Origin of the sequence: Sphingomonas sp. Leaf34, assembly GCF_001421805.1 — a bacterium.
In the GTDB taxonomy this organism is placed as follows: Bacteria; Pseudomonadota; Alphaproteobacteria; order Sphingomonadales; family Sphingomonadaceae; genus Sphingomonas.
In genome coordinates this window covers 509,911-532,795 of the sequence record NZ_LMLC01000003.1, presented here as the reverse complement: position 1 = coordinate 532,795, position 22,885 = coordinate 509,911, and the positions used below count along the sequence as shown (strand labels likewise).

General features: G+C 66.9%; 20 protein-coding genes. 7 read left to right on the top strand and 13 right to left on the bottom strand.

Annotated features, from left to right (window positions below):
- Positions 1-31: 31 nt before the first annotated feature.
- The 4 genes from ASF00_RS10950 to ASF00_RS10935 all read right to left on the bottom strand — a co-directional run bounded on the left by ASF00_RS10950 (position 32) and on the right by ASF00_RS10935 (position 2,898).
- Positions 32-523, bottom strand: coding sequence for an RNA polymerase sigma factor (locus ASF00_RS10950; protein WP_235525752.1), 492 nt, complete (start codon positions 521-523; stop codon positions 32-34).
- 118 nt (positions 524-641) lie between these two features.
- The gene (locus ASF00_RS10945) at positions 642-878 is read right to left on the bottom strand and encodes a hypothetical protein (protein WP_055878426.1); all 237 of its coding nucleotides are present in this window, start codon (positions 876-878) and stop codon (positions 642-644) included.
- The gene (locus ASF00_RS10940) at positions 875-2,068 is read right to left on the bottom strand and encodes a glycosyltransferase (RefSeq protein ID WP_055878425.1); all 1,194 of its coding nucleotides are present in this window, start codon (positions 2,066-2,068) and stop codon (positions 875-877) included. Before ASF00_RS10940 ends, ASF00_RS10945 begins: the two co-directional genes overlap by 4 nt.
- Positions 2,065-2,898 carry a DUF2334 domain-containing protein gene (locus ASF00_RS10935; protein ID WP_082463375.1) on the bottom strand — a complete coding sequence of 278 codons (834 nt, stop codon included), beginning with the start codon at positions 2,896-2,898 and terminating at the stop codon, positions 2,065-2,067. The genes ASF00_RS10940 and ASF00_RS10935 overlap by 4 nt, the downstream gene beginning before the upstream one ends.
- A gap of 218 nt (positions 2,899-3,116) precedes the next feature.
- On the opposite strand from ASF00_RS10935, the gene ASF00_RS19020 reads away from it, so the two are divergent.
- The 3 genes from ASF00_RS19020 to ASF00_RS10920 are packed head-to-tail and all read left to right on the top strand — an operon-like array spanning position 3,117 to position 5,611.
- Positions 3,117-4,052 (top strand): hypothetical protein, encoded by a 936-nt coding sequence (locus ASF00_RS19020; RefSeq protein ID WP_235525750.1) that lies wholly within the window; start codon positions 3,117-3,119, stop codon positions 4,050-4,052.
- Complete coding sequence (locus tag ASF00_RS19015) at positions 4,049-4,555, top strand: DUF2141 domain-containing protein (protein WP_055878423.1); 507 nt, start codon at positions 4,049-4,051, stop codon at positions 4,553-4,555. The genes ASF00_RS19020 and ASF00_RS19015 overlap by 4 nt, the downstream gene beginning before the upstream one ends.
- 39 nt (positions 4,556-4,594) lie before the next feature.
- Positions 4,595-5,611, top strand: a complete 1,017-nt coding sequence (locus tag ASF00_RS10920; RefSeq protein WP_055878421.1) for an endonuclease/exonuclease/phosphatase family protein — start codon at positions 4,595-4,597, stop codon at positions 5,609-5,611.
- Positions 5,612-5,660: 49 nt separating this feature from the next.
- Here the strand turns inward: ASF00_RS10920 and xylA are convergent, their stop codons facing one another.
- From xylA to ASF00_RS10905, 3 genes are read right to left on the bottom strand one after another with little or no spacing between them, the layout of a single operon-like run.
- Positions 5,661-6,968: a xylose isomerase gene (xylA, locus tag ASF00_RS10915; RefSeq protein WP_055878419.1), complete on the bottom strand. Its 1,308-nt coding sequence runs from the start codon at positions 6,966-6,968 to the stop codon at positions 5,661-5,663.
- Positions 6,969-6,976: 8 nt separating this feature from the next.
- The gene (xylB, locus tag ASF00_RS10910) at positions 6,977-8,422 is read right to left on the bottom strand and encodes a xylulokinase (RefSeq protein ID WP_055878416.1); all 1,446 of its coding nucleotides are present in this window, start codon (positions 8,420-8,422) and stop codon (positions 6,977-6,979) included.
- A complete protein-coding gene (locus ASF00_RS10905; RefSeq protein ID WP_055878413.1) occupies positions 8,422-9,570 on the bottom strand; it encodes a glycoside hydrolase family 43 protein in 1,149 nt (382 codons plus the stop codon). Before ASF00_RS10905 ends, xylB begins: the two co-directional genes overlap by 1 nt.
- 236 nt (positions 9,571-9,806) lie before the next feature.
- Here ASF00_RS10905 and ASF00_RS10900 point away from each other — a divergent pair, with 236 nt between their 5' ends.
- From ASF00_RS10900 to ASF00_RS10890, 3 genes are all read left to right on the top strand, one after another.
- Positions 9,807-10,892 carry a LacI family DNA-binding transcriptional regulator gene (locus ASF00_RS10900; RefSeq protein ID WP_055878411.1) on the top strand — a complete coding sequence of 362 codons (1,086 nt, stop codon included), beginning with the start codon at positions 9,807-9,809 and terminating at the stop codon, positions 10,890-10,892.
- 134 nt (positions 10,893-11,026) lie between these two features.
- Positions 11,027-11,752, top strand: a complete 726-nt coding sequence (locus tag ASF00_RS10895; RefSeq protein WP_235525749.1) for a dihydroxy-acid dehydratase domain-containing protein — start codon at positions 11,027-11,029, stop codon at positions 11,750-11,752.
- 79 nt (positions 11,753-11,831) lie between these two features.
- Complete coding sequence (locus tag ASF00_RS10890) at positions 11,832-13,265, top strand: sugar porter family MFS transporter (RefSeq protein ID WP_156348322.1); 1,434 nt, start codon at positions 11,832-11,834, stop codon at positions 13,263-13,265.
- A 203-nt stretch (positions 13,266-13,468) separates the two neighbouring features.
- Here ASF00_RS10890 and ASF00_RS10885 read toward each other — a convergent pair whose 3' ends face one another.
- The 6 genes from ASF00_RS10885 to ASF00_RS10860 all read right to left on the bottom strand — a co-directional run bounded on the left by ASF00_RS10885 (position 13,469) and on the right by ASF00_RS10860 (position 21,453).
- Entirely contained in the window at positions 13,469-14,374 is a 906-nt protein-coding gene (locus tag ASF00_RS10885) for an SMP-30/gluconolactonase/LRE family protein (protein WP_055878407.1), read from the bottom strand.
- Complete coding sequence (locus tag ASF00_RS10880; RefSeq protein ID WP_055878404.1) at positions 14,365-15,171, bottom strand: SDR family NAD(P)-dependent oxidoreductase; 807 nt, start codon at positions 15,169-15,171, stop codon at positions 14,365-14,367. The genes ASF00_RS10885 and ASF00_RS10880 overlap by 10 nt, the downstream gene beginning before the upstream one ends.
- Positions 15,168-16,310, bottom strand: a complete 1,143-nt coding sequence (locus ASF00_RS10875) for a fumarylacetoacetate hydrolase family protein (RefSeq protein WP_055878402.1) — start codon at positions 16,308-16,310, stop codon at positions 15,168-15,170. Before ASF00_RS10875 ends, ASF00_RS10880 begins: the two co-directional genes overlap by 4 nt.
- Before the next feature lie 199 nt (positions 16,311-16,509).
- Positions 16,510-19,182, bottom strand: coding sequence for a glycoside hydrolase family 3 C-terminal domain-containing protein (locus ASF00_RS10870; RefSeq protein ID WP_055878400.1), 2,673 nt, complete (start codon positions 19,180-19,182; stop codon positions 16,510-16,512).
- A 22-nt stretch (positions 19,183-19,204) separates the two neighbouring features.
- The gene (locus ASF00_RS10865) at positions 19,205-21,163 is read right to left on the bottom strand and encodes a sialate O-acetylesterase (RefSeq protein ID WP_055878398.1); all 1,959 of its coding nucleotides are present in this window, start codon (positions 21,161-21,163) and stop codon (positions 19,205-19,207) included.
- Between the two features lie 26 nt (positions 21,164-21,189).
- Positions 21,190-21,453: a hypothetical protein gene (locus tag ASF00_RS10860; protein WP_055878396.1), complete on the bottom strand. Its 264-nt coding sequence runs from the start codon at positions 21,451-21,453 to the stop codon at positions 21,190-21,192.
- A gap of 348 nt (positions 21,454-21,801) precedes the next feature.
- Between ASF00_RS10860 and ASF00_RS10855 the strand changes: the two genes are divergently transcribed.
- Positions 21,802-22,884: an alpha/beta hydrolase gene (locus ASF00_RS10855; RefSeq protein ID WP_082463373.1), complete on the top strand. Its 1,083-nt coding sequence runs from the start codon at positions 21,802-21,804 to the stop codon at positions 22,882-22,884.
- Position 22,885 lies beyond the last annotated feature (1 nt).

The window sequence follows — 22,885 nt, the reverse complement described above, 5'->3', positions numbered from 1 at the left end:
ACGGGCAGCCCACCGCAGTCCGGCGCTAAACTCAATCATTTAGCGCCTTTCTGAGATGGCGCAGCGCGACCGCGACATGCTTTTCGACCGCGCTACGGCTGATGCCGAACTCGGCGGCCACCTCGGCGTGCGACAGGCCGTCGATCTTGTGGCGGCGAAACACGCGCATCGCGCCTTCGGGCGGACCGGCGAGCGCGGCGGCGAGTTGCGCGATCCGCTGGCGTCCGGCGACTGCATCGAACGCGGACGGTGCGTCGTCGACCGCCTCGGCACCGCCCATGATGGTCGTCGTCGCATCGACATAGCCGCTGTCGCGGCGCACCCGCCGGCCGTTCGCGCGGACGCGGTCGAGGACGATGTTCATACCGATCCGGTGAAGATAGGCCACCGGATTGGCAATCGGACCCGCGATAGGTTCGGCGATGTGCAGCCAGATCTCCTGCACGACGTCTTCGGCGTCCGCGACGCTGCCCGTCCGCCCGGTGAAGAACCGGACGAGCTGCAGGCGATGCGCCGCAAGCACCGCCGACAGACCGGCGGGCCGAAGAGGGTCCGTGTCGGCTACGGCATGGCTCCGAACGTCATCATGCGGGTCTTGCCCGTTGACCGATCGGAAGTCGCCCCCGAAATGTCGGCGCCGGTCAGGCTTGGCGCAACCCGGTGACCATTCGCCAGGTCAGGACGATCGCGATTGCGACGAGCAGCACCGCGCCCGCCACGAACGAAAGGTAGAAGAGCGGCGCACGCCATGGCGACGCCGCCACCGTCTGCGGTAGGTCGAGCAAATCGTCCTGCTCGCTCCGCGTCGCGCGCACGATTGGTGTGACGAAGCGCGGCGTTTCGTCTGCGATGAAAAGCTGTGGCGCGATCGCGGTCATCGTCCCGTTCCTTGCTGATACCGTCGGGTGTGATCGATCGCGGGTGCGGCGCCGTAGAGCGCGAGCAGCGCGTCGAAATGATCGTCCATCGTTCGGACCGGGCGGCGGCGCTGCACGGAGGCCGTGATCGTGCGAGCCACGGCGAGGATCGCCTCGGCCGCGTCCTGCGCATCCCCCGAGCGATACAGCGCGCCATCGTTTGCGCAGGCGAGATCGGCCGCGCCGCCCCGGTCGGGTGCGATCAGCGTCAACCCCGACGCGATCGCCTCTGCGGCAACGAAGCAGAATGTCTCCGCCTCGCAACCATGGATCAGCGCGTCGGCGCTGGCCATCAGCCGCGCCACCGCGCCGCGATCGCGGACCGGCTCGAGCAGGCGGACGTGTGGATTGTCGCCGATCGCCTCGATCACGCGCCGCTGGCGAGAGCCACCGCCGATGATCAGCAACCCGACCGGCGCCTGCGTGCCGGCGATCGCTGCGGCCTGCGCGACCATGTCCCAGCGTTTCTCGGGTGCATGGCGCCCGACGCCGATCAACAGCAGTGCATCCTCGCCAAGTCCGCACAGCGCGAGCATCTCGCGGCGCAGCGTGGGATCGCGCAGTCGTGGCGAGAACTGGCCCGGCTCGACGCCCATCGGATCGGTCGTCACTTTCCGCAGACCGCCCTCGCGCAGCCGCTGCGTCAGGCTTTCGCTCGCGCTGACAATATGATCGAACTGCGCGTCGAGCCGCCGCAGATGGCGCCAGTACCAGTCGAACGCACGATCGATCGCGTGCGTCGACGCGACGTTGCCGAACCAGCGATAGGCATAAGCGGATAATGGGTCGGCATGCGCGATCAGCGAGAGCCGCGCGCGCGATCCCGACCGCGTCCGCCAGTCCGCGACCATCGACGCACTGCGCCACGGCGACGACACCTCGACGACATCCGCATCCTCTTCGTCGAGCATGGCGTGGAGCGCGTCGCGATCGGCGAAATAGCGATAGGACCGGTCGAGCGGAAAGCGTGGCGAGCGCTGCCAGCGCACGCGCGCATTGGGCCCGCGCCGTTCCTCGCGATCCTCTTCGCCCGGCGCGATCACGACGATCTCGTGACCGCGGTCGGCGAGCGCGACCAGCTTGCGATCGATATAGGTCCGCACCCCGCCGCCAGTCGGCGTGTAGAACGCGCAGACGTCGACGATCTTCATGCTGCCACCGCCAACGGGACCTGCTCGGAGACCAGTTCGGCATAGCGCGACACGGTACGGCGTTCGGCGAGCGTGCGAAGCGTGCGGTCGATGCTGGTCAGCAGCGACGACTTGGTGACGTCGCCGGGATGCACCGCGACGCGCATCGTCGGCATCCAGTCGGGCAACATGCGTGCGGCGGCGGCGACAGCGAGCGAACTGGCGGTGCGCGCGGGCGAGCGGCTGGCCCAGGTCACGACCGGACCGCGCGCAACGATCGCGCCGGTCCGCGGCTGCCAGACGCGGACATGATTCTCGGCCAGCGCGAAGTCGCAGGCTTTCAGCGCGGCATGCGCGCCCGGACCATAGAGCCAGGCGGGGGCGATGAATCCGGCGACGGGGCGGCCGATGGCCTGTTCGACCATATCGCGACCGGCGCGCATGCGGCGTTCCGCCTCGCCCGCGTCGAGCCCGAGAAACTCGCCTTCGCCAGCGGTCATGTAGCGTGCCTTCAACGCGCTGGCACCGACGCGATGCGCACTCGTGTCGCGATGGTACCAGCCGTGAAGAAACATCTCGACGCCCGCATCCGCCCAGTCGCGCAGCCGCCGGACGAACGCGGGGGACTGATCGATCCGCGCGCTGCCCCAGTGATCGGGCACCACGAGCATTGCGAACCGTGGCCCGCCCAGGATCGTCGCGATCCGCTCGGCAAGCATAGCGATCGGCAACGCGAATGTGGGCGACACGTCGTGGATCGATACGATCAATCGCCTGTCGGCAGGGGGCGCCCGTAACGACGCCCGATCGGCACTGTCGGTCTGCACGATATTCTCGCTCTCGTTCGTCATGGCAACACTGTCGACGGGACGGCACGGCGGATCCGCGTCCGCAGTCCTGCCCCCTCCTTGCCAAAAATTTATTTCACCGCAGCGACAGCAGCGGCTGGGGCCAGCCGCAAACGGCGGCGTCGTTCGGCCATGATCACGGTTTGCCTGCCCGTCTCCCATCCCGCCGACGTGCGATCGGCAAGATGTCCCGAACCCCGTATCGTTCGAAGGAGAGACGCATGAGCGACAGGCCGATACCGCTGGGACTGCCGCCGCTGGCGCGCGTACATCTGCCGCCGCTGACGCCGACGATCGTGCGCAAGAATGTCCTCGGCCGCTGGCTCGCACCCGTGCTGTCCGCCGCGATCCTGATCGCCGCCTTGTGGCAACTGCGCGGGATCGACGTTCGCGAGATGCTGCGCATGGTGCCGCGCTCGCCGCTGTTCTGGACGATCTTCGCGCTCGGCTATCTGGTCACGCCGTTCAGCGAATGGGTAATCTATCGCCGGTTGTGGCAGTTGCCGCCGAACGGGATCCTGGCGCTGCTGCGCAAGCGGATCAGCAACGAGATCGTCCTTGGCTATTCGGGCGAGCTGTATTTCTATGGCTGGGCCCGCAAACACGCGACGATGGTCGGGACGCCGTTCGGCGCGATCAAGGACGTCGCGATCCTGTCGGCGGTGGTCGCCAATGTCTGCACGCTCGCGCTCGCGCTGGTCAGCTGGCCGACGCTCGGCGCGCTGCATCTGGGCACGGATGCCAAGGTGATGACGCTATCGGCGGCCAGCATGGCGATCCCGTCGCTCGTCACGCTCGTTCTCCGCAAGACGCTGCTGACGTTGCCGCGGCACGAACTGCGCCGGATCGCGGTCATTCACGTCGTCCGGATCGTCGCAACCACGCTGTTCGCCGCGGTGCTGTGGGCAGTGGTGATGCCCGCCGCGCCGCTCGCCTGGTGGCTGGCGTTGGCCACCCTGCGCCTGCTGGTGTCGCGCCTGCCGCTGTTGCCCAACAAGGACATCGTGTTCGCCGGGCTGGTGGCGTTCACCGTCGGGCGGACCTCGGACGTGACCGCGGTGCTGACGATGATCGCCGGGCTCTGGCTCATCACTCATCTGCTGCTCGGCGCCGTGCTGACCGCCGTCGAACTCGTGACCATGGAGCGTACCACGTGATCCTGCTTGCCCTGTTGACCCTCGCGGTGACGCCGCCCTCGACCCCGGCGCTCGGTACCGCCGAAGCGCGCTGCCGTCCGCACGAGCAGGGGCCGGCGTTGATCGTCGACGTGGACGGACTGAAGGACCGTGTCGGCGTGCTCCGCGCCGAACTCTATCCGGCGAAGGACGGCGATTTCCTTGCCGACGACAATGTGCTGATCGGGCAGGGCAAGGTGTTCCGGCGCGCAGTTGTGACCGTGCCGGCGGCGGGAATCGTGTCGCTGTGCCTGCGCGTTCCTGCGCCGGGCGCCTATGCGCTGAGCGTCGTCCATGCGCGCGACGGCGGTCACGGTTTCAGCCTGCTGCACGACGGCATCGGTTTTGCGAGCAACCCGAGGCTGGGGCATTCGAAGCCGCACGCCGATCAGGCGACGGTCGTCGTCCATGACGGCCTGACGACGACGCATGTCGTGATGAACTATCGCAGCGGGCTGTTCTCGTTCGCCCCGATCAAGCGGTAGCCGCGCCTTTTTTCTACCTGCTTCGCATAGGACGATATCATGCTTCGGTATCTCACGGCGCTTGTCGTGGCCGCAACGATGCTGGCGACCGTTTCGCCTGCCGCCACCCCCGCCGCACGCGCCGTCACGCTGATGACGTATAACGTGCACGGCCTGCCCTGGCCGATCGTCGAGGACCGCTCGTCCGCGTTGCAGGCGATTGGCGACCAGTTGAAGATCATGCGCGACCGGCATGTCCAGCCCGGCATCGTCGCGGTTCAGGAGGCGTTCGTCCCCGAGGCCAAGGCGATCGGCCGGACTGCGGGATATCGCTATGTCGCGTTCGGCCCGGCCGAGGATGCGGATGGCGCCCGCGCGCCGGGTGATGGCGGGTTCGTCGCGGATGGCAGCAGGCTGGTCGGCGAGCGGCTCGGCAAGCATGTCGACAGCGGCTTGGCGATCTTCTCCGACTATCCGATCGTTGCGGTGCGACGCATGGCGTACCCGGTGTGCGCCGGATATGACTGCCTCGCCAACAAAGGCGCGCTGGCGGCGCTGATCGCGGTGCCCGGGATCGCCACACCGATCCTGGTAATCGACACGCATCTCAATTCGAACGGCGCATCGGGCGCCGCAAATACGCGGGCAATCTATGCCTATCGCCGGCAGCTCGATCTGCTTTCGAACTTCATCGCCGCCCTGGGGGCGGGTGATCGGCCGGTGCTCGTCGCGGGCGATTTCAACGTCGGTCGCGACCTGGCCCGGCGTGCGCATTTCGATCTGCGGATGTTCGGCGGGAGCGACCTGCTTCAGGCCGCCGCCGTCACGTGCAGCACCGCACCGGCCTGTCCGGTCGCCCAGCCGCTGGCGATGGCAGAATCGCTCGGCCGGGCGAAGGACTGGCTGATGTATCGCGCCTCGCCAACGATCGCGATCACGCCCATCGCGCTGGCCGCACCGTTCGGCCGCCGCGCCGATGGTTCGATGCTGTCGGATCACATCGGCATCGTCGCGCAATATCGGATCGAACGGCGCGCTGCCCCGCAATCGGCAGTGGTAGATACCGCCAGCCGATAGTGTGGCGCTGCAATCCTCCCCCGCCGGGGGGAGGACAGCCGACGCCGGGTTACAGCACGCGGTTGATCAGGTTTTCGATCCGCTCCTGCTGCCCCGAAACCGGCTTCGGATCGATGCCGCGCTCGACCGCCAGATCGGCGATCCCGGCAAGGTCCAGCCCGCCGATCGCGCCGCCGAACTCGCCGTCCCAGCCTGCATAGCGCTTGGCCTTGATCGCATCGATCCGGCCGTCCTCGATCAGCTTGGCCGCGTTCAGCAGGCCCTTCGCGACGACGTCGATCGCGCCGACATGGCCATAGAACAGGTCCGCCGGGTCCATGCTCTGGCGCCGCACCTTGGCGTCGAAGTTGAAGCCGCCGGTCGTGAACCCGCCAGCGCGGATGATCTCGAGATTGGCGAGCGTCAGTTCCTCGACCGAGTTGGGGAATTGATCCGTGTCCCAGCCATTCTGCGGATCGCCGCGATTGGCGTCGATCGACCCGAAGATCCCCAGCGCCGCCGCGGTCGCGATCTCGTGCTCGAAGGTGTGGCTGGCCAGCGTCGCATGGTTCGCCTCGATGTTCACCTTGACCTCGTTCTCCAGGCCGTAGCGCTTGAGGAAGCCGTACACCGTGGCGGTGTCGAAGTCGTATTGATGCTTGGTCGGCTCGAACGGCTTCGGCTCGATCAGGATCGTGCCGGTGAAGCCGATCTTGTGCTTGTGCTCGACGACCAGGCTCAGGAAGCGGCCGAAATTGTCGAGTTCGCGCTTCATGTCGGTGTTGAGCAGCGTCTCATAGCCTTCGCGACCGCCCCACAGCACATAGTTCTGGCCACTCAGGCGATGCGTCGCCTCGAGCGCGTCGCGCACCTGCATCGCGCCGAACGCGAACACTTCCGGATCGGGGTTGGTCGCGCCGCCGGCCGCGAAGCGCGGATGGCTGAACAGGTTGGCGGTGCCCCAGAGGAGCTTGCGACCCGAACTGGCCTGGAGCTGTTCGAGATGGTCGACCGCCTCGGCGAAGAATTTGCGGTGCTCGGTGATGGTGGCGGCATCGGCCATCACGTCGACGTCGTGGAAGCAATAATAGGGCACGTCGAGCGTCTTGAAGAAGTCGAACGCGACCTCGCGCTTCATCGCCGCGGCAGCGCTGTCATTGGCACCGCGATGCCAGGGCCGATCGAACGTCCCGCCGCCGAACACGTCGGAGCCCGGCCAGCAGAAGGTATGCCAGAAGCACGCGGCGAAGCGGAGGTGATCCTCCATCCGCTTGCCAAGGACCATCTTGTCTTTGTCGTAGACGCGATAGGCCAGCTCGTTGGTGCTGTCGGGGCCCTCATATTTGATCTGGGGGATAGCGGCGAAGAAGTCGGACATCGGGATTCCTACGATTTTGGCGTGATGCGGGAATAGGCCTGGCGGAACGCGGCCTTTTTCTCGGCGAGCGCCGAGACGAGGGCAGGGTCGGGGATGATGCTGTGCGAGACGGGGGGCGCGACGCAGATGTCGGCGGGGTCGCCACCATCGACGGCGAGCTGGGCCAGCCGTGCGGCGCCTAGCGCGGGGCCGACTTCGCCGCCCTGGAGATAGACGAGTTCGACCTCCATCGTCGCCGCGATCACTTCGCCCCAGTAGCGGGAGCGCGCGCCGCCGCCGATGACCGCGAGCCGTTCGACGACGGTGCCCGCTTCGCGCAGGACATCGAGACCGTCAGCGAGCGCGAACGCCACGCCCTCCAGCACCGCCTGCGACAGGCGGCCGGCGTCGGTGTCGTTGTCGAGGAGGAGGAATGCGCCGCGAACTTCGGGGTCGTTGTGCGGCGTGCGCTCGCCCGACAGATAGGGGAGGAAGAGTTCGGGGCCACACGCGGGGCCGGCAGCTTCGGCGCGCGCGAACAGGTCGGCGGCGCCGGCGGCACCAGTGATCCGCGCGACCCAGTCGATGCAGGACGCAGCCGACAGGTGCACCGACATCTGGTGCCACAGCCCCGGCAGCGCGTGGCAGAAGGCATGGACCGCGCGATCAGGGTTGGGGCGGAAGTCGCTGGTCGCGACGAAGATCACCCCCGACGTGCCGAGCGACAGCAGCGCGTCGCCGTCCTTGACGACACCCACACCGACCGCGCCCGCTGCATTGTCGCCGCCGCCCGCTGCGACCGCAACCTGGGGCATGCCCCAGAGCGCAGCGACGTATGCGGTCAGCGTGCCCGCGATCTGCGATCCCTCGAACAAGGTCGGCATCTGCGCCTGCGTCAGTCCGCAGGCGGCCAATATCTCGTCGCTCCAGCAGCGGCCTCCGACGTCGAGCCACAGCGTGCCGGCACTGTCCGAAAGGTCCGATGCCTTGTCGCCGGTCATCAGCAGCCGGACATAGTCCTTTGGCAGCAGCACGGTGGCGATCTTCGCGAAGACGTCGGGCTCATGCTCGCGCACCCAGAGCAGTTTCGGCGCGGTGAAGCCGGGCATCGCGATGTTACCCGAGATCGTGCGGAGATCGGGAACGGCGCGCTCCAGCGCCGCGCATTGCGCGAAGCTGCGGCCATCGTTCCACAGGATCGCCGGGCGCAGCGGACGGTCGTCGGCATCCAGTATCGTCGCGCCGTGCATCTGGCCCGCGAGGCCGACGCCCCGCACCGAACGGCGGACACTCGGGTCGATCGCCTGCACCGCGGCGGTGGTCGCCTGCCACCATGCGTCGGGATCTTGTTCGGACCAGAGCGGGTGCGGCCGCTGCACGGTCAGCGCGGCCGTGCCCTGGCCCACCACGCTGCCATGCGTGTCGAGCACCACGGCCTTGACACCCGAGGTGCCGATATCGATTCCGAGGAACATCAGTTGACGAACGGATCGATGGTCGGGATCGAGCCGTCGGGTGCGAACTTCAGTTCGGTCACCTTGACGTTGCGCAGGTGGTTCTTGTTGCTCAGCTGCGTGTCCGCATAGAACAGCCACCATTTCTTGTTCCACTCGACGATCGAATGGTGGCTCGTCCAGCCCTGCACCGGCTTCAGGATATGGCCCTTATAGGTGAACGGACCATAGGGGTTGTCGCCGGTCGCATAGTTCAGGAAGTGCGTGTCGCCGGTCGAGTAGGTATAGTAATATGTGCCGCCGCGCTTGAAGACCCAGGACGCCTCGAAGAAGCGCTTCTCATGGTCGCCACCGAGGACGGGCTTGCCGGCCTCGTCGAGGATCTGGACGTCGCGCGGCGTCTCGGCAAAACTCTTCATGTCGGGGTTGAGCTTGGCGATCTTGCCCGACAGCGCGGGCTGGTCGTCCTTGCCGAGGTCGGTGTCCGAGCCGTTGGCGTCGAACTTGCCGTCCTTCCAGCGCTGGAGCTGGCCGCCCCAGATACCGCCGAAATACATGTAGCTGGCGCCGGTCGCGTCGGTGAACACCGCCGGATCCATCGAGAAGCTGCCCGCGATTGGCTTTGGATCGGCCTTGAACGGTCCGGTCGGGCTTTTCGACGTGGCGACGCCGATCCGGAACGTGCCGAGGCCGTTCTTGTCGAGCATCTTGTCGCGGACCGGGAAGTACAGGAAATACGTCCCGTTCTTGTAGGCTGCATCGGGCGCCCACATCTGCTTCGACGCCCAGGGCACATCCTTCACGTCGACCGCGACGCCATTGACCTTCACCGGGCCGCCGATGCGGTCCATGCTCAGGACGCGGTAGTCGCGCATCGCATATTGGTTGCCGAGATCGTCGTCGCCGATTCCCGCATCGATGTCATGGCTCGGGTAGACGTAGATCTTGCCGTTGAAGACGTGCGCCGACGGATCGGCGGTATAGATGCTGCTGACCAGCGGCTGCGACAGATAGCGCTTGCCATCGGGGCTGCGCGGGTCGCTCTTGGCGGTGCCCGACGCAGTTTTCGACGCCGACGGGGCGGTGGGCGCGGCGGTCTGTGCCAATGCAACGCTGCCGCCGAGTATCAGCGGCAGGCCCATGACGAGAGCGGGTAGACGAATCTGCATGACCGTTCGATCCTTCCTAATGTGAGCGATCCTCTGCGAGATCTGCCCTCCGCCTTGTCACGGAAATAGCGCTACCATAACAAGCCGCTCAGGTCGGGCAAGCGGACTTTGAGGGGCGCGCCGTCGCCCGTCGCCGCCGTACCTATGCACCGGGCACCCCGGACGCCGCAGTTCGAAGACGGTCGAACGTCGACGGCCATTTCCTGCGACGAGCGGTTGCGCTAACGCTACGCCCGATGGAAACCACTTCCCCTCCGGCGATCAGGCCGTCGCGTCGCGCGGGCGGCGCACCCACGATCAGCGACGTCGCGCGACGCGCCGGCGTCTCGCCGATGACGGTGTCGCGTGTCATCAACGGCGAAAGCAACGTCCGTCCGGTCACGCGCGACGCGGTGAACGCCGCGATCACCGCGCTGAACTATGCGCCCAACCCCGCCGCGCGCAGCCTGGCCGGGGCGGGGCAGACTCGGATCGGCCTGCTCTACAGCAACCCGAGCGCGGGCTTTCTCAGCGAATTCCTGCTCGGCAGCCTCGATCAGGCGGCGCGCAGCGATGTCCAGATCATCGTCGAGAAATGCGACCTCGGCGAGCATGAGCTAGAGGTCACGCGGCATCTGATCGCGGGCGGGATCGACGGCATCGTCCTGCCGCCGCCGCTGTGCGAGGCCGAGGCGATCCTCGACCTGCTTGCCGAGGCGCGGATCCCGACGGTGTCGGTCGCCAGCGGCCGGCCGTCCGACGATGTCCTGGCGGTCCGCATCGACGACCGCGAGGCGGCGCTGACGATGACCCGCCACATCATGGCGCTCGGCCATCGCCGGATCGGCTTCATCATGGGCAACCCGAACTTGTCGGCCAGCGCGCGTCGCCTCGAAGGCTATGGCGCCGCGTTGCAGGAAGCAGGGATCGCGGTCGACGAGACGCTGATCCAGCCCGGGCTCTACACCTACCGGTCGGGGCTCGACGCCGCCGAGGCACTGCTCGCGCTCCCCGAGCCGCCGACCGCCATTTTCTCGTCCAACGACGACATGGCTGCCGCCACCGTCGCGGTCGCGCATCGCCGCGGGCTCGACGTGCCGGGCGACCTCACCGTGTGCGGGTTCGACGACACCATCATGTCGACCGCGATCTGGCCCGAACTGACGACGGTCTACCAGCCGATTGCGGACATGGCGCGAATCGCGGTGGAGATGCTCGTCGGCGCCATCCGTCGCCCGGCCGGAATCGGAATCGCCGATCGCCACCGATTGCTCGACTACACGCTGATCCGTCGCCAGTCGGACGCCGCACCGCGGCGGCGGCCGCGCGCGGATCAAGCGTGATCCGCGCCCGCAAAGCACGATAAACTGATGCTCGACGATGCCGCAGCGCGCTTGACGTCGGCACCGAAGATGGTAGCGATACCAGAAATACCGTACGTCGACGGATCGGCGATGGGCCAACGGGAGAGTTTTGCGTGCAACGGCAACCGGTTCGGCCCTTCCGATCGCGGGACTGGTTCGCGGACCCCGCGCGCGCCTACGACACGCCGCTCAATGAACAGGCGGGCTTCCTCGTGCTCACGGGCAAATTGTTCGACGTCGCGATCGTGAAGACCAGCGTGATCTCGCCGGCGTTCCGCGCGCGCTATCTGGAGCGCGCCGGCGCCGAGGACGTGTTCGAAACGAGCGCGATCGTGTTCGAAGGGGCGGACGATTATCGTCACCGGATCAACGATCCCGCGCTCGACATTGACGAGGATTGGTTGCTCGTCATCCGCGGGGCTGGGCCGATTGGCTGGCCCGGCTCGGCCGAGGTCGTCAACATGCAGCCGCCCGATCATCTGATCCAGCGCGGCATCATGACCCTGCCCACGCTCGGCGACGGGCGTCAGTCGGGCACGTCGGACAGCCCGTCGATCCTGAACGCCAGCCCGCAGAACGCGGTCGGCGGCGGCCTGTCCTGGCTGCGGACCGGCGACATCATCCGCATCGACCTCAAGGCGGGGCGGTGCGACGCGCTGGTCGACGCGGACGAGATCGCACGGCGGCGCGGCGAATCGGCGCCGCCGATACCGCCGAGCAATACGCCGTGGGAGGAGCTGTACCGGGAAAAGACCGGGCAGCTCGCCGATGGCGCGGTGCTCGACTTCGCGGTCAAATACCGCGGCATCGCGGCGCTCACCCCGCGGCATAATCACTGACCGCTTCGAATACCAAAACCAAGACAGACGACACTAGGCCGCAACGGTCGGCGCACAGGAGAGGAATAACATGTCGAACATGCACAGTGGAGATCCGGGAGCGGGATTACAGGGGAACGCCGCGGTAAACCATGGCTTCATCGCCGCGATCGTCGCAGTGGCGACGATCGGCGGGTTCATGTTCGGCTATGATTCGGGTGTCATCAACGGCACGCAAAAGGGTCTCGAAGCCGCCTTTGGTCTCGGTCGGCTCGGGATCGGCGTCAACGTCGGCGCAATCCTCGTCGGCTCGGCGGTCGGTGCGTTCGGCGCCGGACGGTTGGCCGACGCGATCGGCCGTCGCAACGTCATGATGCTCGCCGCCGGCCTGTTCCTGTTCAGCGCGTTGCTGGCCGGGGCTGCGACCGGATCGGGGATCTTCATCTTCGCGCGCATCATCGGCGGCCTGGGCGTCGGCGCGGCCAGCGTCATCTCGCCGGTCTATATCTCGGAGGTCACGCCGGCCTCGATCCGCGGCCGCCTGTCGAGCGTCCAGCAGGTCATGATCATCTCCGGCCTGACCGGTGCGTTCGTCGCCAACTTCGCGCTCGCGCGCTATGCCGGCGGCTCGACTGCCGATTTCTGGCTCGGCTATCCCGCCTGGCGCTGGATGTTCTGGCTGCAGGCGATCCCGGCCGCGATCTATTTCCTCGCGCTGCTCGTGATCCCGGAAAGCCCGCGCTTCCTGGTCGCCAAGGGCCGCGAAGCCGAGGCGCATGTCGTGCTCACGCGGCTGTTCGGCACTGCCGAGGCGGACCGCAAGGTCGTCGAGATCCGCAATTCGCTCGCCGCCGATCATCACAAGCCCAAGCTCAGCGACCTGGTCGACAAGACCACGGGCAAGATCCGGCCGATCCTGTGGGCCGGCATCGGCCTCGCCGTGTTCCAGCAGCTCGTCGGCATCAACGTCGTCTTCTATTACGGCGCCGTGCTGTGGGAAGCGGTCGGCTTCACCGAAGACAATGCGCTGCAGATCAACATCCTGTCGGGCGTCCTGTCGATTGCGGCCTGCCTGTTCACGATCGCGACCGTCGACCGGATCGGTCGCAAGCCGCTGCTGCTGGTCGGCTCGGCGGGCATGGCCGTCACGCTGGCGGTGGTCGCCTATGCGTTCTCGACCGCGGTGACGGGGGCGGACGGCGCGGTGTCGCTGCCGGGCCATAACGGCATGATCGCGCTGGTCGCGGCCAACCTGTATGTCATCTTCTTCAACGCGAGCTGGGGCCCGGTCATGTGGGTGATGCTCGGCGAGATGTTCCCGAACCAGATCCGCGGATCCGGTCTGGCGGTGTCGGGCTTCGCGCAGTGGATCGCCAACGCCGCCATCTCGGTCAGCTTCCCCGCGCTTGCGCTGTCGCCGGGCCTGGCGGTGACCTATGCCGGCTACGCGTTCTTCGCCGCGATCTCGTTCTTCTTCGTGAAGGCGCTGGTCAACGAAACGCGCGGTCGCGAACTCGAGGACATGACCGGCTGATCGTCGCCCCTCCGTCGCAAAGGGGAGGGGGCTGGCGTTTGCCAGACGGAGGGGGGAAGGACAACCGCCGTGCGGTCTCCGCCCCCTCCGTCACCTTCGGTGCCAGCTCCCCCCTGGCGGGGGGGATCACACAGAGCCAAACGAAAAAGGGCACCGCGGATCGATCCGCGGTGCCCTTTTTGTGTTCGACGGCGCCGCGCCGGTCAGGCGATACGGCGGCCCGCTATCGTCGCGATCCGGTGCGCCGGCTGGCCGGCCACTCCCGCATCGAACGCGAACACGTCGCCTGCATAAGGCTGGAGCGCGCGGTGTTCGTCCGACAGCCCCTTGGCGGCCGTCGTCGCATAGGCGGTACGGCCACCGGGGCCGCCAATCGCGATCTTGGTGACGTTGGAGACGGGCAGGCGGATCTCGGCGACCTGTTCGCCATCGGGCGCATAGCGCCGCACGCACCAGCCGCCATAGAAGGACACCCAGACATACCCCTCGGCATCGACGATCGGTCCGTCGGGATAGCCCTGCGTCGCGACGTCGACCGCCGCGAAGATGCGTGTGTCGGCCAGGCTGCCGTCCTCGCCGATCGTGCAGGCGTGGATCGTGCCGGCCAGCGTGTCGCAATGATACAGCGTCGTTCCGTCGGGCGACACCGCGGGGCCGTTGGTGATGGCGATCCCGTCGACCACCGGCGCAACGCCGGCCGCATCCGCGCGATAGATGAGGCCCGTTGTCGCGCTCTCGCCATCGTCCATCGATCCGAACCATAGCCGTCCCGCCCCATCGACGGTCGAATCGTTCAGACGGTTGCCGGGCGCGTCTGGCTCGACGACGTGCAAATGCGCGAAGCTGCCATCGGCCGGATCGAACCGATAAAGCCCGGTCTGCAGCCCCGCGAGCATACCGCCATCCGCCATCGGCTGGACCCAGCCGACCTGCGCCGGTGCGGTCCACGTACGGTGATTGCCGGTCGCGGGATCGAAGCGGTGAACATGATGCTGTTTGATATCGACGAACCACAGCGCATCGTCGAGCCACACTGGCCCTTCGCCGAGCACCGCACCGACACCCAGGACGCGTTCCACGCCACTGTCGACCTCGCCGTTTACCGCCATCCTGCATCCACCCAATAATTGTGTCCGGTGCACATACGCGCATCGTCCGACGCAAGAAACAGCGCCATCGCGGCTATATCGGACGGCTGGATGCGACCGTCCAGGCATTGCGCCTCGACGATCTCCGCCTCGCCCTCGGGGGTGTACCATTTTTCCTGGCGGGGGGTCTGGACATTGCCCGGCACGATCGCGTTGACGCGGATATTGTCGCGGCCGAGATCGCGCGCGAGGCTGCGCGTCATCCCCTCGATCGCGGCCTTCGCCGTCTGGTAGAGGATCAGTTCCTTGAGCGCGAGATGCCAGCTGATCGACCCGAAATTGACGATCGCACCCCCACCCGCAGCCTTCATCGACGGCACCACCGCCTGTGCTGCGAAGAACACGTGGCGCAGGTTCACATTCATCCGCTGGTCCCAATAGTCCGCGGTGACCTCATCCACGGTGTGGCGATCGTCATTGGCGGCATTGTTGAGCAGGATGTCGACGCCATCAAGCTGGTCGATCATCGCGGTGAACGTAGCCTTCAGCGCGTCGAGATCGGTCAGATCGAGCGGATGAAAGCTCGGCGCATGATCCGCACCTCCGCTCAGCCGTTCGACCAAAGCGAGGCTGTCGGCGCGTGCGACGTCGACGAATGCGACCTTCGCGCCCTGCGCGACGAACGCCTCGACAAGGCCCGCGCCGATGCCCGATCCGCCGCCGGTGACGATCACGCGCTTGTTGCGGAGCGAGGGATAGACGGCGCCTTCGTGGCGGCCGGCGGTTTTCTGCAGCACGTCGTTCTTCGGATAGATCATGCCGACAACAGCCCGCGTGCGGCCAGGTTGCGCATCAGTGCGACCAGCCCGAATTCCCAGGGCGGTGCGGCTTTCGAGGTGGTAACGGTATTGACCAACCGGCCGAGCCCCGGCGTGGCGATCGAAACGGTGTCGCCAGGCTTGTGCGTGAAGCCGCGACCGGCATCGTCACGATCCTTGGTCGGCGCGAACAACGTGCCGAGGAACAGCACAAAGCCATCAGGATATTGATGCTCGCTTAGCGCCTGACGCACCAGCTCCTCAGGGTCGCGGCTGATCTGGCTCATCGAACTCGCGCCATCGAGCACATAGCCGTCGGTCCCTTCGATCCGCAGCGCGACTTCGGCGGCGCGGACGTGATCGATCGTGAAGCGTTCGTCAAACAGCCGGACGAACGCGCCGAGTGAGCAGGACGCGTTATTGTCCTTCGCCTTGCCGAGCAGCAGTGCCGAGCGCCCCTCGAAATCGCGCAGATTGACGTCGTTGCCGATCGTCGCGCCGACCGCGCGGCCATCGGGGGCGACCAGCAGCACGATTTCGGGCTCGGGATTGTTCCAGGTCGAGTCCGATCGCACACCGATTTGCGCACCCCAGCCGACCGTCGACAGCGATGGCGCCTTGGTGAAGATCTCCGCATCGGGGCCGATCGCCACCTCGAGATATTGCGACCAGAGCCCCTCCTCGATCAGCGCGGTCTTCAACGCCGCCGCTTCGGGCGTGCCGGGCACGACGCGTGCGAGCCCGCCGCCGATCCGCTCCTCAAGTCGGCCACGGACCGCGGCTGCGGCACCGGCGTCGCCACGCGCCTGCTCCTCGATAACGCGCTCCAGCGCGGACACCGCGAAGGTGACGCCCGCTGCCTTGACGCACTGAACGTCGATCGGGCTGAGCAGTCGTGGCAGGTCCTCGACCGACAATCCAAGCGTATCAAGGTCGCCGATCGCTTCGCCCGCATCGGCGTCCAGCAGGTCGCGCGCGACGAGTTCGGCCACCGTCGGCGCGACCCTGCTCATGTCGAACACGATGCCGTCGGCAATGATCACGGGGGTAGGGCCTTCGCCGCGGTCGATCCGACCGATCCAGCGCCCCTCACGCCAATCGGGTCCAAGGGCGTCGAGGGTATCGAAAGCGAATGTCACGGCAACGTCTCCGGCGAGTCTGTATCGGTCATTGGGGGAGGGATGGGATCGGGATAATGATCGACCTGTGCATAGCGGGCGACGGTCGCGCGACCTGCGTCGCCCGAACCCCAACTCCGCGGCCCATACGCGGTAGCGGTATCATTAGCGATGTCCCTCCCGGCTTTGCAAGCCAGTAACCGATGTGGGGCAAGCAGCGTCATCGCGGCAGCGCGATCGTCGATGCGGTGGTGAAATTAGCCGAGCGGGTGGGGACGCCGGTTCCGGGCTGGCCCGCGCCGACACTCACCCGGTATTGCCCAGCCACGACCTGGCGCACGCCGTCGGGCGTCACGCTGCTCAGGTCGCGCGGCGACAGGGCGAATGTCACCGCCTTGCTTTCGCCCGGCGCGAGCGTGATCCGGCGATACCCGCGCAAGGCGATCCGGGGTACGCCAGGCGTATCGGGGAAGTTTAGATACAACTGGACCACCTCGTCGCCCGCGCGCTTGCCGGTATTGCGGACCGTGGTCGTGGCGCGCAGCCCATACTCGGCACCGATGGCTGCGGGCGTCAGGCGCAACGGGGCGTAGTCGAACGATGTGTAGCTGAGCCCGTGACCGAACGGAAAGACCGGCGTCCCCGTATAATAGCGATAGGTGCGGCCGGTCATCGCGTAATCGTCGAACGCGGGCAGCGCCGCGACGTCGCCGTAGAAGGTGACGGGGAGCCGCCCGGCCGGATTGATTGTGCCCATCAGCGTCTCGGCGACCGCGAGCCCACCCGACTGTCCGGGATACCAGGCCTCGACGATCGCCGCAGCATTGGCCTTGGCCCAGCGCAGATCGATCGCGCTGCCGTTCATGGCGACGACGATCAGCGGCTTGCCCGTGCGCTTTGCCTGTTCGAGGAGCGCTATCTGGTCGGCGGGCAGCGATAGCGACCTGCGATCGCCGCCCGCGAATCCGTCGACCTTGACGGGCATTTCCTCGCCTTCGAGATCGGAGGTCAATCCCACCACCGCGATCACCACGTCGGCGTCGGCGATCCCGGCCGCCAGATCGCGTTCGGGCGTCCTGGTGATGCGTTTCCAGACGACGCCGGGAAGACCCGATCCGCTCGACTCCGCCTCGAGCCGCAGCGGATACCGCGCGCCCTTGACCAGGTCCACGTCGCTCAGGTGGAGCGGTTCGGCCCAGCGCGATGCGGTATTGGCGGCGATGCTGCGATTATTGTCGAGCGTGATCGCGCCCGTCACCCCGGTCAGCGCGATCCGGTATGTGCCGGTCTCGGGGGCGACCAGCGCACCCGTCCAGACGATCTTGTGCCGCTCGCCGACGGTGCGCAGTTGCGCGGCACCGGACCGAACGTTGCGCTCGATGTGCGTCGCGATCGCCGTGGTGGCATAGGTCGCCTTGTTCGGATCTCCGCCCGCCGCAGCGCGCGCGTTGAAATAGTCGGTATGCAGACCCGGTCTGCCGTCGGGGGTGACGAAGGCCGTGTCGGGGACCGGATCGCCATCGGTGATCGACGCCGTGAACGGGATCAGCGTCACCCGGCCTCCCGCCACCATCACCTGCCGCAAGCCCGCATCGACCGAGATTGGCGGGGCGCTCTGCGGCGACGAATAATTGCCGCGCAGCACGCGCGTCGCATCCGCGAGCGGACCGATCAGCGCGATCCGCGCGCCCGGCTTTAGCGGCAGGACGCCGTCGTTCTTGAGCAACACCAAACTTTCCGCCGCCATGCGCTGTGCCAGCGCGCGGTGCGCCGCGGTCTCGATCCGGGTGACGGGGGTCGGCGTGCGCGCCACGATGCCGCGCACGAGATCGCCGTTGCGATAGCGGGCGGAAAACAGGCGAATCAGTGCGCGATCGATATCGGCATGCACGATCAGTCCGCGGGTCAGTGCCTCCCTGTAGCGCGCGCCGAGATTCGGCGTTCCCGACAGCGTCGCGCCGTTACACTCGTTGTCGACGCCCGCCTTCAGCGCGACTGCGACACCTGCCGCCGGGTCCGGTGCGTATTTGTGATGCTCGGAGATATCGACGACCGCATCGCAATCGGACACCACATAGCCGCGGAACCCCCATGCGCCGCGCAAATGGTCCTTCAACAGCATTGTACTGCCACAGGCTGGCTGGCCGTTGACGCGGTTGTACGCGCACATGATCGAGCCCGCCCTGCCATCTACGATCGCGGCGCGGAACGCGGGCAGATAGCTGTCCTCGAGATCGTGCAGCGAGACGATCACGTCGGCGCTGTGCCGCGTCGATTCAGGACCGCTATGCACGGCAAAATGCTTAGGCGTGGCGATTACGTCGGGCGAGGCCGGGTTGGGCCCCTGCATGCCTTGGATAAACGCCACGCCGAGGGTGGCGGTCAGATACGGGTCCTCGCCATAGGTTTCCTGGCCACGCCCCCAACGCGGATCGCGGAAGAGGTTGATGTTGGGGGACCAGGTGTCGAGCCCGGTGCCGATCTTGCCGAGACGCCCCGTGGCGCGACCGAGCGTGTGGAGCGCCCGCACCTCGGTGCTGATCGCGCCGGCCACGGTCTTCAGCAACGGCGCGTCGAAGCTTGCGGCGAGTCCGATTGGCTCGGGGAAATTGGTGGTTGGGACAGGGCCGAGCGCGCCGTGAAGCGACTCGGTCCACCAGTTATAGGCCGGAATGCCAAGGCGGGGAATCGCTGGGGCCACATTGAGCAACTGCGCGATCTTCTCGTCGATCGTTAGCCGCGCGACCAAAGCCGCTGCGGCGCGATACGCGTCGGGGTCGACCGCATTCGACGCGATCGCCGGGGCAGGAGCCTGCGCGCAAATCTGCCCGGTCGCCGCCAGGGTCGCTGCCACAACCACGCCACCGCGCCAAGAAATTGGATATGCACGCATGGCGTTTCTCCATCGTCTAACGTCAGGGAAGCGGGATTTCGAATGGTCCGACCGGCAGTTGCGCGTCGTCGACGAGATTGACGACCGGGCTGTCCGCCCAGGCATAGCGGACGCGGACCACAGGCCAGCCATCGGGCGCGAGCGTCACCCGGTCGCCCTGGACCAGGCCGTTCGCGTAGCGGCAACTGCCGGCCGTTGGACCGCAGAGTTCGAAGCCGATCGCGATGCGCGACGCCTGCGCATGGAGCGATCCCGTCACCCCGGCGAAGCGCAGCGCCACGCCGTCATCAGTGCGCGACGCGGTGGCGATACTCGGACCCATCGGCTTGCGGCCGGCATAGGCGAGCGGGCGGATGACACGCGCGAGACGCTGTCCAACGGCATGCTTCTCGCCCGGATGAATATCGAGCGGATCGCCAAGATCGACCGTCACCGCGACACCGGCATGACCATCGCGCGCCGCCATCAGGCGCTGCGCCTCGCGGACGTCGGCCCAGCCACTCTCGCCCGGCGCGATCGGCGGCTTGCCGTAATTGGCGAGCTGCGCGACCGCGAGCGGGATTGTCGCCTGTCCGAATTGCTCGCGCCAGCCGTGGGTCATCGCCGCGAGTCGCGTCTCGTATCCAGGCAGGCCGGTGTCGGACTCGCCCTGACACCAGGCAATCCCTGCGAGCGCGGTCGATCCGAGCGGCGCGATCATGCCGTTATACAGCGTCCCCGCGCCGTTGATGTCGTCCCAGGGCGAGCGCGGTGCATTGCCCTGCACGCGTTTGGCGACCGCGTAACGCCAGCCGTCGCCGATCGGCATAGGCGTCCCATCCGCCAGCGTCAGCTTCATCGTGTCCGCCGGGCCGGTCATCCCGCCATAGGCATAGACGTCGTCGTCGTTGACGGTGATGACATTGCGCCCCGGTTTCAGCGCACCCGCGGGCAACGCATAGACGCGGGCGCGGGCCGCGTTGCTGGTGCCGCCGACGCCGATCCCGTTGATCCAGGTGCGGTCCGCATCGTCGACGACGCCGATCGCCAGAGTCGCCGCGCCGCGCGCCTGCGCCTCGGTCAGCGTGATGACGCGCTGATACCAGATCATGCCGTGATAGTCGGCGAGCGCGGCGACGCCCCAAAGCTCGAAATTGGCCATCTTCGGCACGGGCTTCCAGTCGAGCGCGGCGTCGGGCTGCCACGGTTCGCGACCCGCCACGTCGCCGGTGCCACGCCGCCACCACTCCTCCCAGATCGTCGAAGCGCCGCGCTCCGCGACCACCGGGTCCCTGGCGTGTCGCGAGAGCAGCGCCGCCTCGCGCGCCATCCCGGCGGATCGCAAGGCCGCGTCGTCCATCCACGCGCTGATCCGCGAGCCGCCCCAGCTCGCGTGGATCGCACCGATCGGCACACCCTCGCTGCGGCGCAAGGCCTGCACCATGTAGAAACAGGCCGCGGAGAAAGCGGGTACCGTGTCCGGTCCCGCCACCGCCCATTGCGGCATCGTCGCGAACCGCGGCAACGGCGTCTCGCTGCTCGTCTTGGCGATCGTCACGAGACGCAGGTGATCGTCGAGCGGGGGATGCGCGTCGGGGATGAGATCCTGCGCGGCGTTGACCGGAAGCTCCATATTGCTCTGCCCCGAACACAGGAACACGTCGCCGATCAGCAGGTCGCGCACCGTCGTCGTACCGCCAGCGGCCGTGAGAGTCAGGTCGTACGGCCCGCCCGCTGGGAGTGCGGGCAGACGCGTCTCGAACCGACCCTGGCGATCGGCTGTCACCGTCGTGCTGCGCCCTGCGAGCCGGAGCGTGACCGGCTGTCCTGGTCCACTGGCGCCGCGCACGACGATCGGCTGACCACGTTGCAGCACGGCATGATCACCGATCAGCCCGTCGAGGCGTGGGCCGGTAGGATCGGCCGCTCCAGCCGGGCCGCCCAACGCTGTGGTGAGCCCCAGTGCGGCGGCGGAGACAAGGGTCGACGGTCGGTTTCTCATGCGATTGCCGCTTCGGTGCAAGAGAGTCATCGTGTCGACGGACCACGCTCGGCGATCTTGCGCAGCAGGTCGCGGTAATGCGGCACATCCGCCAGCGGGCGCTTCGCCCGCCGAGAGTACCGGACCGGACCCAGCAGACCGGGGAAATGCTTGGTTTTCGCCTCGAGCGTCACCGGGCGGCCGTGCAGCAGGACGTCGCCGATCGTCGTGATGGTCGAAACCGCGGCGGGTCGCGGGATGGATTGTGGCTTGGTCTGCGGCTGCGCCGGGCCCGCGCGCGCGTTCGTCATCCGGCTCGATGCGAGGGCGCGGATCGCGCGCGGAAACGCTCGCTCCGACTCAGGACTATATGCGAATTGGTACCCCATCACCGCTCAACTCTCCTTCCTCCCGAACCGGTCCTTGCCGGGGCCGGGAAGTCGTCGCGCGCACCATTTATCACACCGAACCGACAGGGCCCGAGTAGCCATGGTATCGCTCACATCGTCCGGTATAGCCTGACCAGGCAAACCGGCAAGACCTTTATCACGATGCGGATCCGACCCTGGCCGAGATGACGAAATACCGGGATTAAGACTCTCATAGGCACCGCATCGGTGATAGCGATATCAAGATCAAATCAGAACAGGAGGGGATCGATGACCTTGCCCAAGACAGGATTCCGTCGTTCGACGATGACGGCGGTCCTCGTCGGCGTCGCGCTTGCGACCAATCCTTCCGTCGCCCAGGTCGACACCAACGCGACGCCGGCGGTGGTTGGGGCCAAGCTCGTTACGATCGAACGGATCAAAGTCCATGGCGCCTCGATCGTAGGTAATCTTGAAGGCAATGCAGCCGACCGTGACGTGATCGTAATCCTGCCACCCGGCTATGCCGCGGATCGCAAGCGGCGCTATCCGGTGGTCTATGCGCTGCATGGCTATTCGATAGGCGCGGCACAGTGGATCGGCGAGATCCATGTCCCGCAGACCGTCGAAGGCGCATTCGCCAAGGGTGCGCGGCCGATGATTCTGGTGCTGCCCGATGCGAAGACGGTGCACAACGGATCGATGTATTCCAGTTCGGTCACGACCGGCGATTTCGAGACGTTCGTCGCGCGCGATCTGATCGCGTATATCGACGCGCATTATCGGACAATCGCGCGGCGCGAGAGCCGCGGACTCGCCGGGCATTCGATGGGGGGGTATGGCACCACGCGCATCGGGCTAAAACATGCTGATATGTTTGGGGCGCTCTACATGATGAGCCCCTGCTGCCTGTCGCCGCGCGATGCCAAGGCGCTCGACCCGGCGATCGAAGACAGCGTGCGCGCGCTGCGATCGGCGGGCGATGCTGCCACGCTGTCTTGGGGAACACGCGCGCAACTGGCGAGCGCGGCGGCATGGTCGCCCGATCCGGCCGCGCCGCCGCTATTCCTCGACCTGCCGATCAAGAACGGTGTCGTGCAGCCTGACGTGCTCGCACGCTGGGCCGCGAACGCGCCGCTCGCGATGCTGGATCAATATGTCGGCAATCTGCGCCGCTACCGCGCGATCGCGATCGATGTCGGCGACAAGGATGATCTAAAGGACGATGCTGCAAGACTGCATGCGGCGCTCGATCGCTACGGCATCGCCAACAACTTCACGATCTACCCGGGCACGCATACCAGCAACGTCGCGCTGCGCTTTCAGGATCACGTGGTTCCGTTCTTCAGCCAGCATCTCGTCTTTGACCGCTGAA

Coding starts and splice junctions, on each gene's coding strand:
- ASF00_RS10885 (WP_055878407.1), bottom strand. CDS start 14,374: ATGGCGGTAAACGGCGAGGTCGACAGTGGCGTGGAACGCGTCCTGGGT.
- ASF00_RS10880 (WP_055878404.1), bottom strand. CDS start 15,171: ATGATCTATCCGAAGAACGACGTGCTGCAGAAAACCGCCGGCCGCCAC.
- ASF00_RS10870 (WP_055878400.1), bottom strand. CDS start 19,182: ATGCGTGCATATCCAATTTCTTGGCGCGGTGGCGTGGTTGTGGCAGCG.
- ASF00_RS10855 (WP_082463373.1), top strand. CDS start 21,802: ATGACCTTGCCCAAGACAGGATTCCGTCGTTCGACGATGACGGCGGTC.
- ASF00_RS10920 (WP_055878421.1), top strand. CDS start 4,595: ATGCTTCGGTATCTCACGGCGCTTGTCGTGGCCGCAACGATGCTGGCG.
- ASF00_RS10905 (WP_055878413.1), bottom strand. CDS start 9,570: ATGCAGATTCGTCTACCCGCTCTCGTCATGGGCCTGCCGCTGATACTC.
- ASF00_RS10890 (WP_156348322.1), top strand. CDS start 11,832: ATGCACAGTGGAGATCCGGGAGCGGGATTACAGGGGAACGCCGCGGTA.
- ASF00_RS19020 (WP_235525750.1), top strand. CDS start 3,117: ATGAGCGACAGGCCGATACCGCTGGGACTGCCGCCGCTGGCGCGCGTA.
- xylB (WP_055878416.1), bottom strand. CDS start 8,422: ATGTTCCTCGGAATCGATATCGGCACCTCGGGTGTCAAGGCCGTGGTG.
- ASF00_RS10860 (WP_055878396.1), bottom strand. CDS start 21,453: ATGACGAACGCGCGCGCGGGCCCGGCGCAGCCGCAGACCAAGCCACAA.
- ASF00_RS10935 (WP_082463375.1), bottom strand. CDS start 2,898: ATGACGAACGAGAGCGAGAATATCGTGCAGACCGACAGTGCCGATCGG.
- ASF00_RS10945 (WP_055878426.1), bottom strand. CDS start 878: ATGACCGCGATCGCGCCACAGCTTTTCATCGCAGACGAAACGCCGCGC.
- ASF00_RS10900 (WP_055878411.1), top strand. CDS start 9,807: ATGGAAACCACTTCCCCTCCGGCGATCAGGCCGTCGCGTCGCGCGGGC.
- ASF00_RS10865 (WP_055878398.1), bottom strand. CDS start 21,163: ATGAGAAACCGACCGTCGACCCTTGTCTCCGCCGCCGCACTGGGGCTC.
- xylA (WP_055878419.1), bottom strand. CDS start 6,968: ATGTCCGACTTCTTCGCCGCTATCCCCCAGATCAAATATGAGGGCCCC.
- ASF00_RS10940 (WP_055878425.1), bottom strand. CDS start 2,068: ATGAAGATCGTCGACGTCTGCGCGTTCTACACGCCGACTGGCGGCGGG.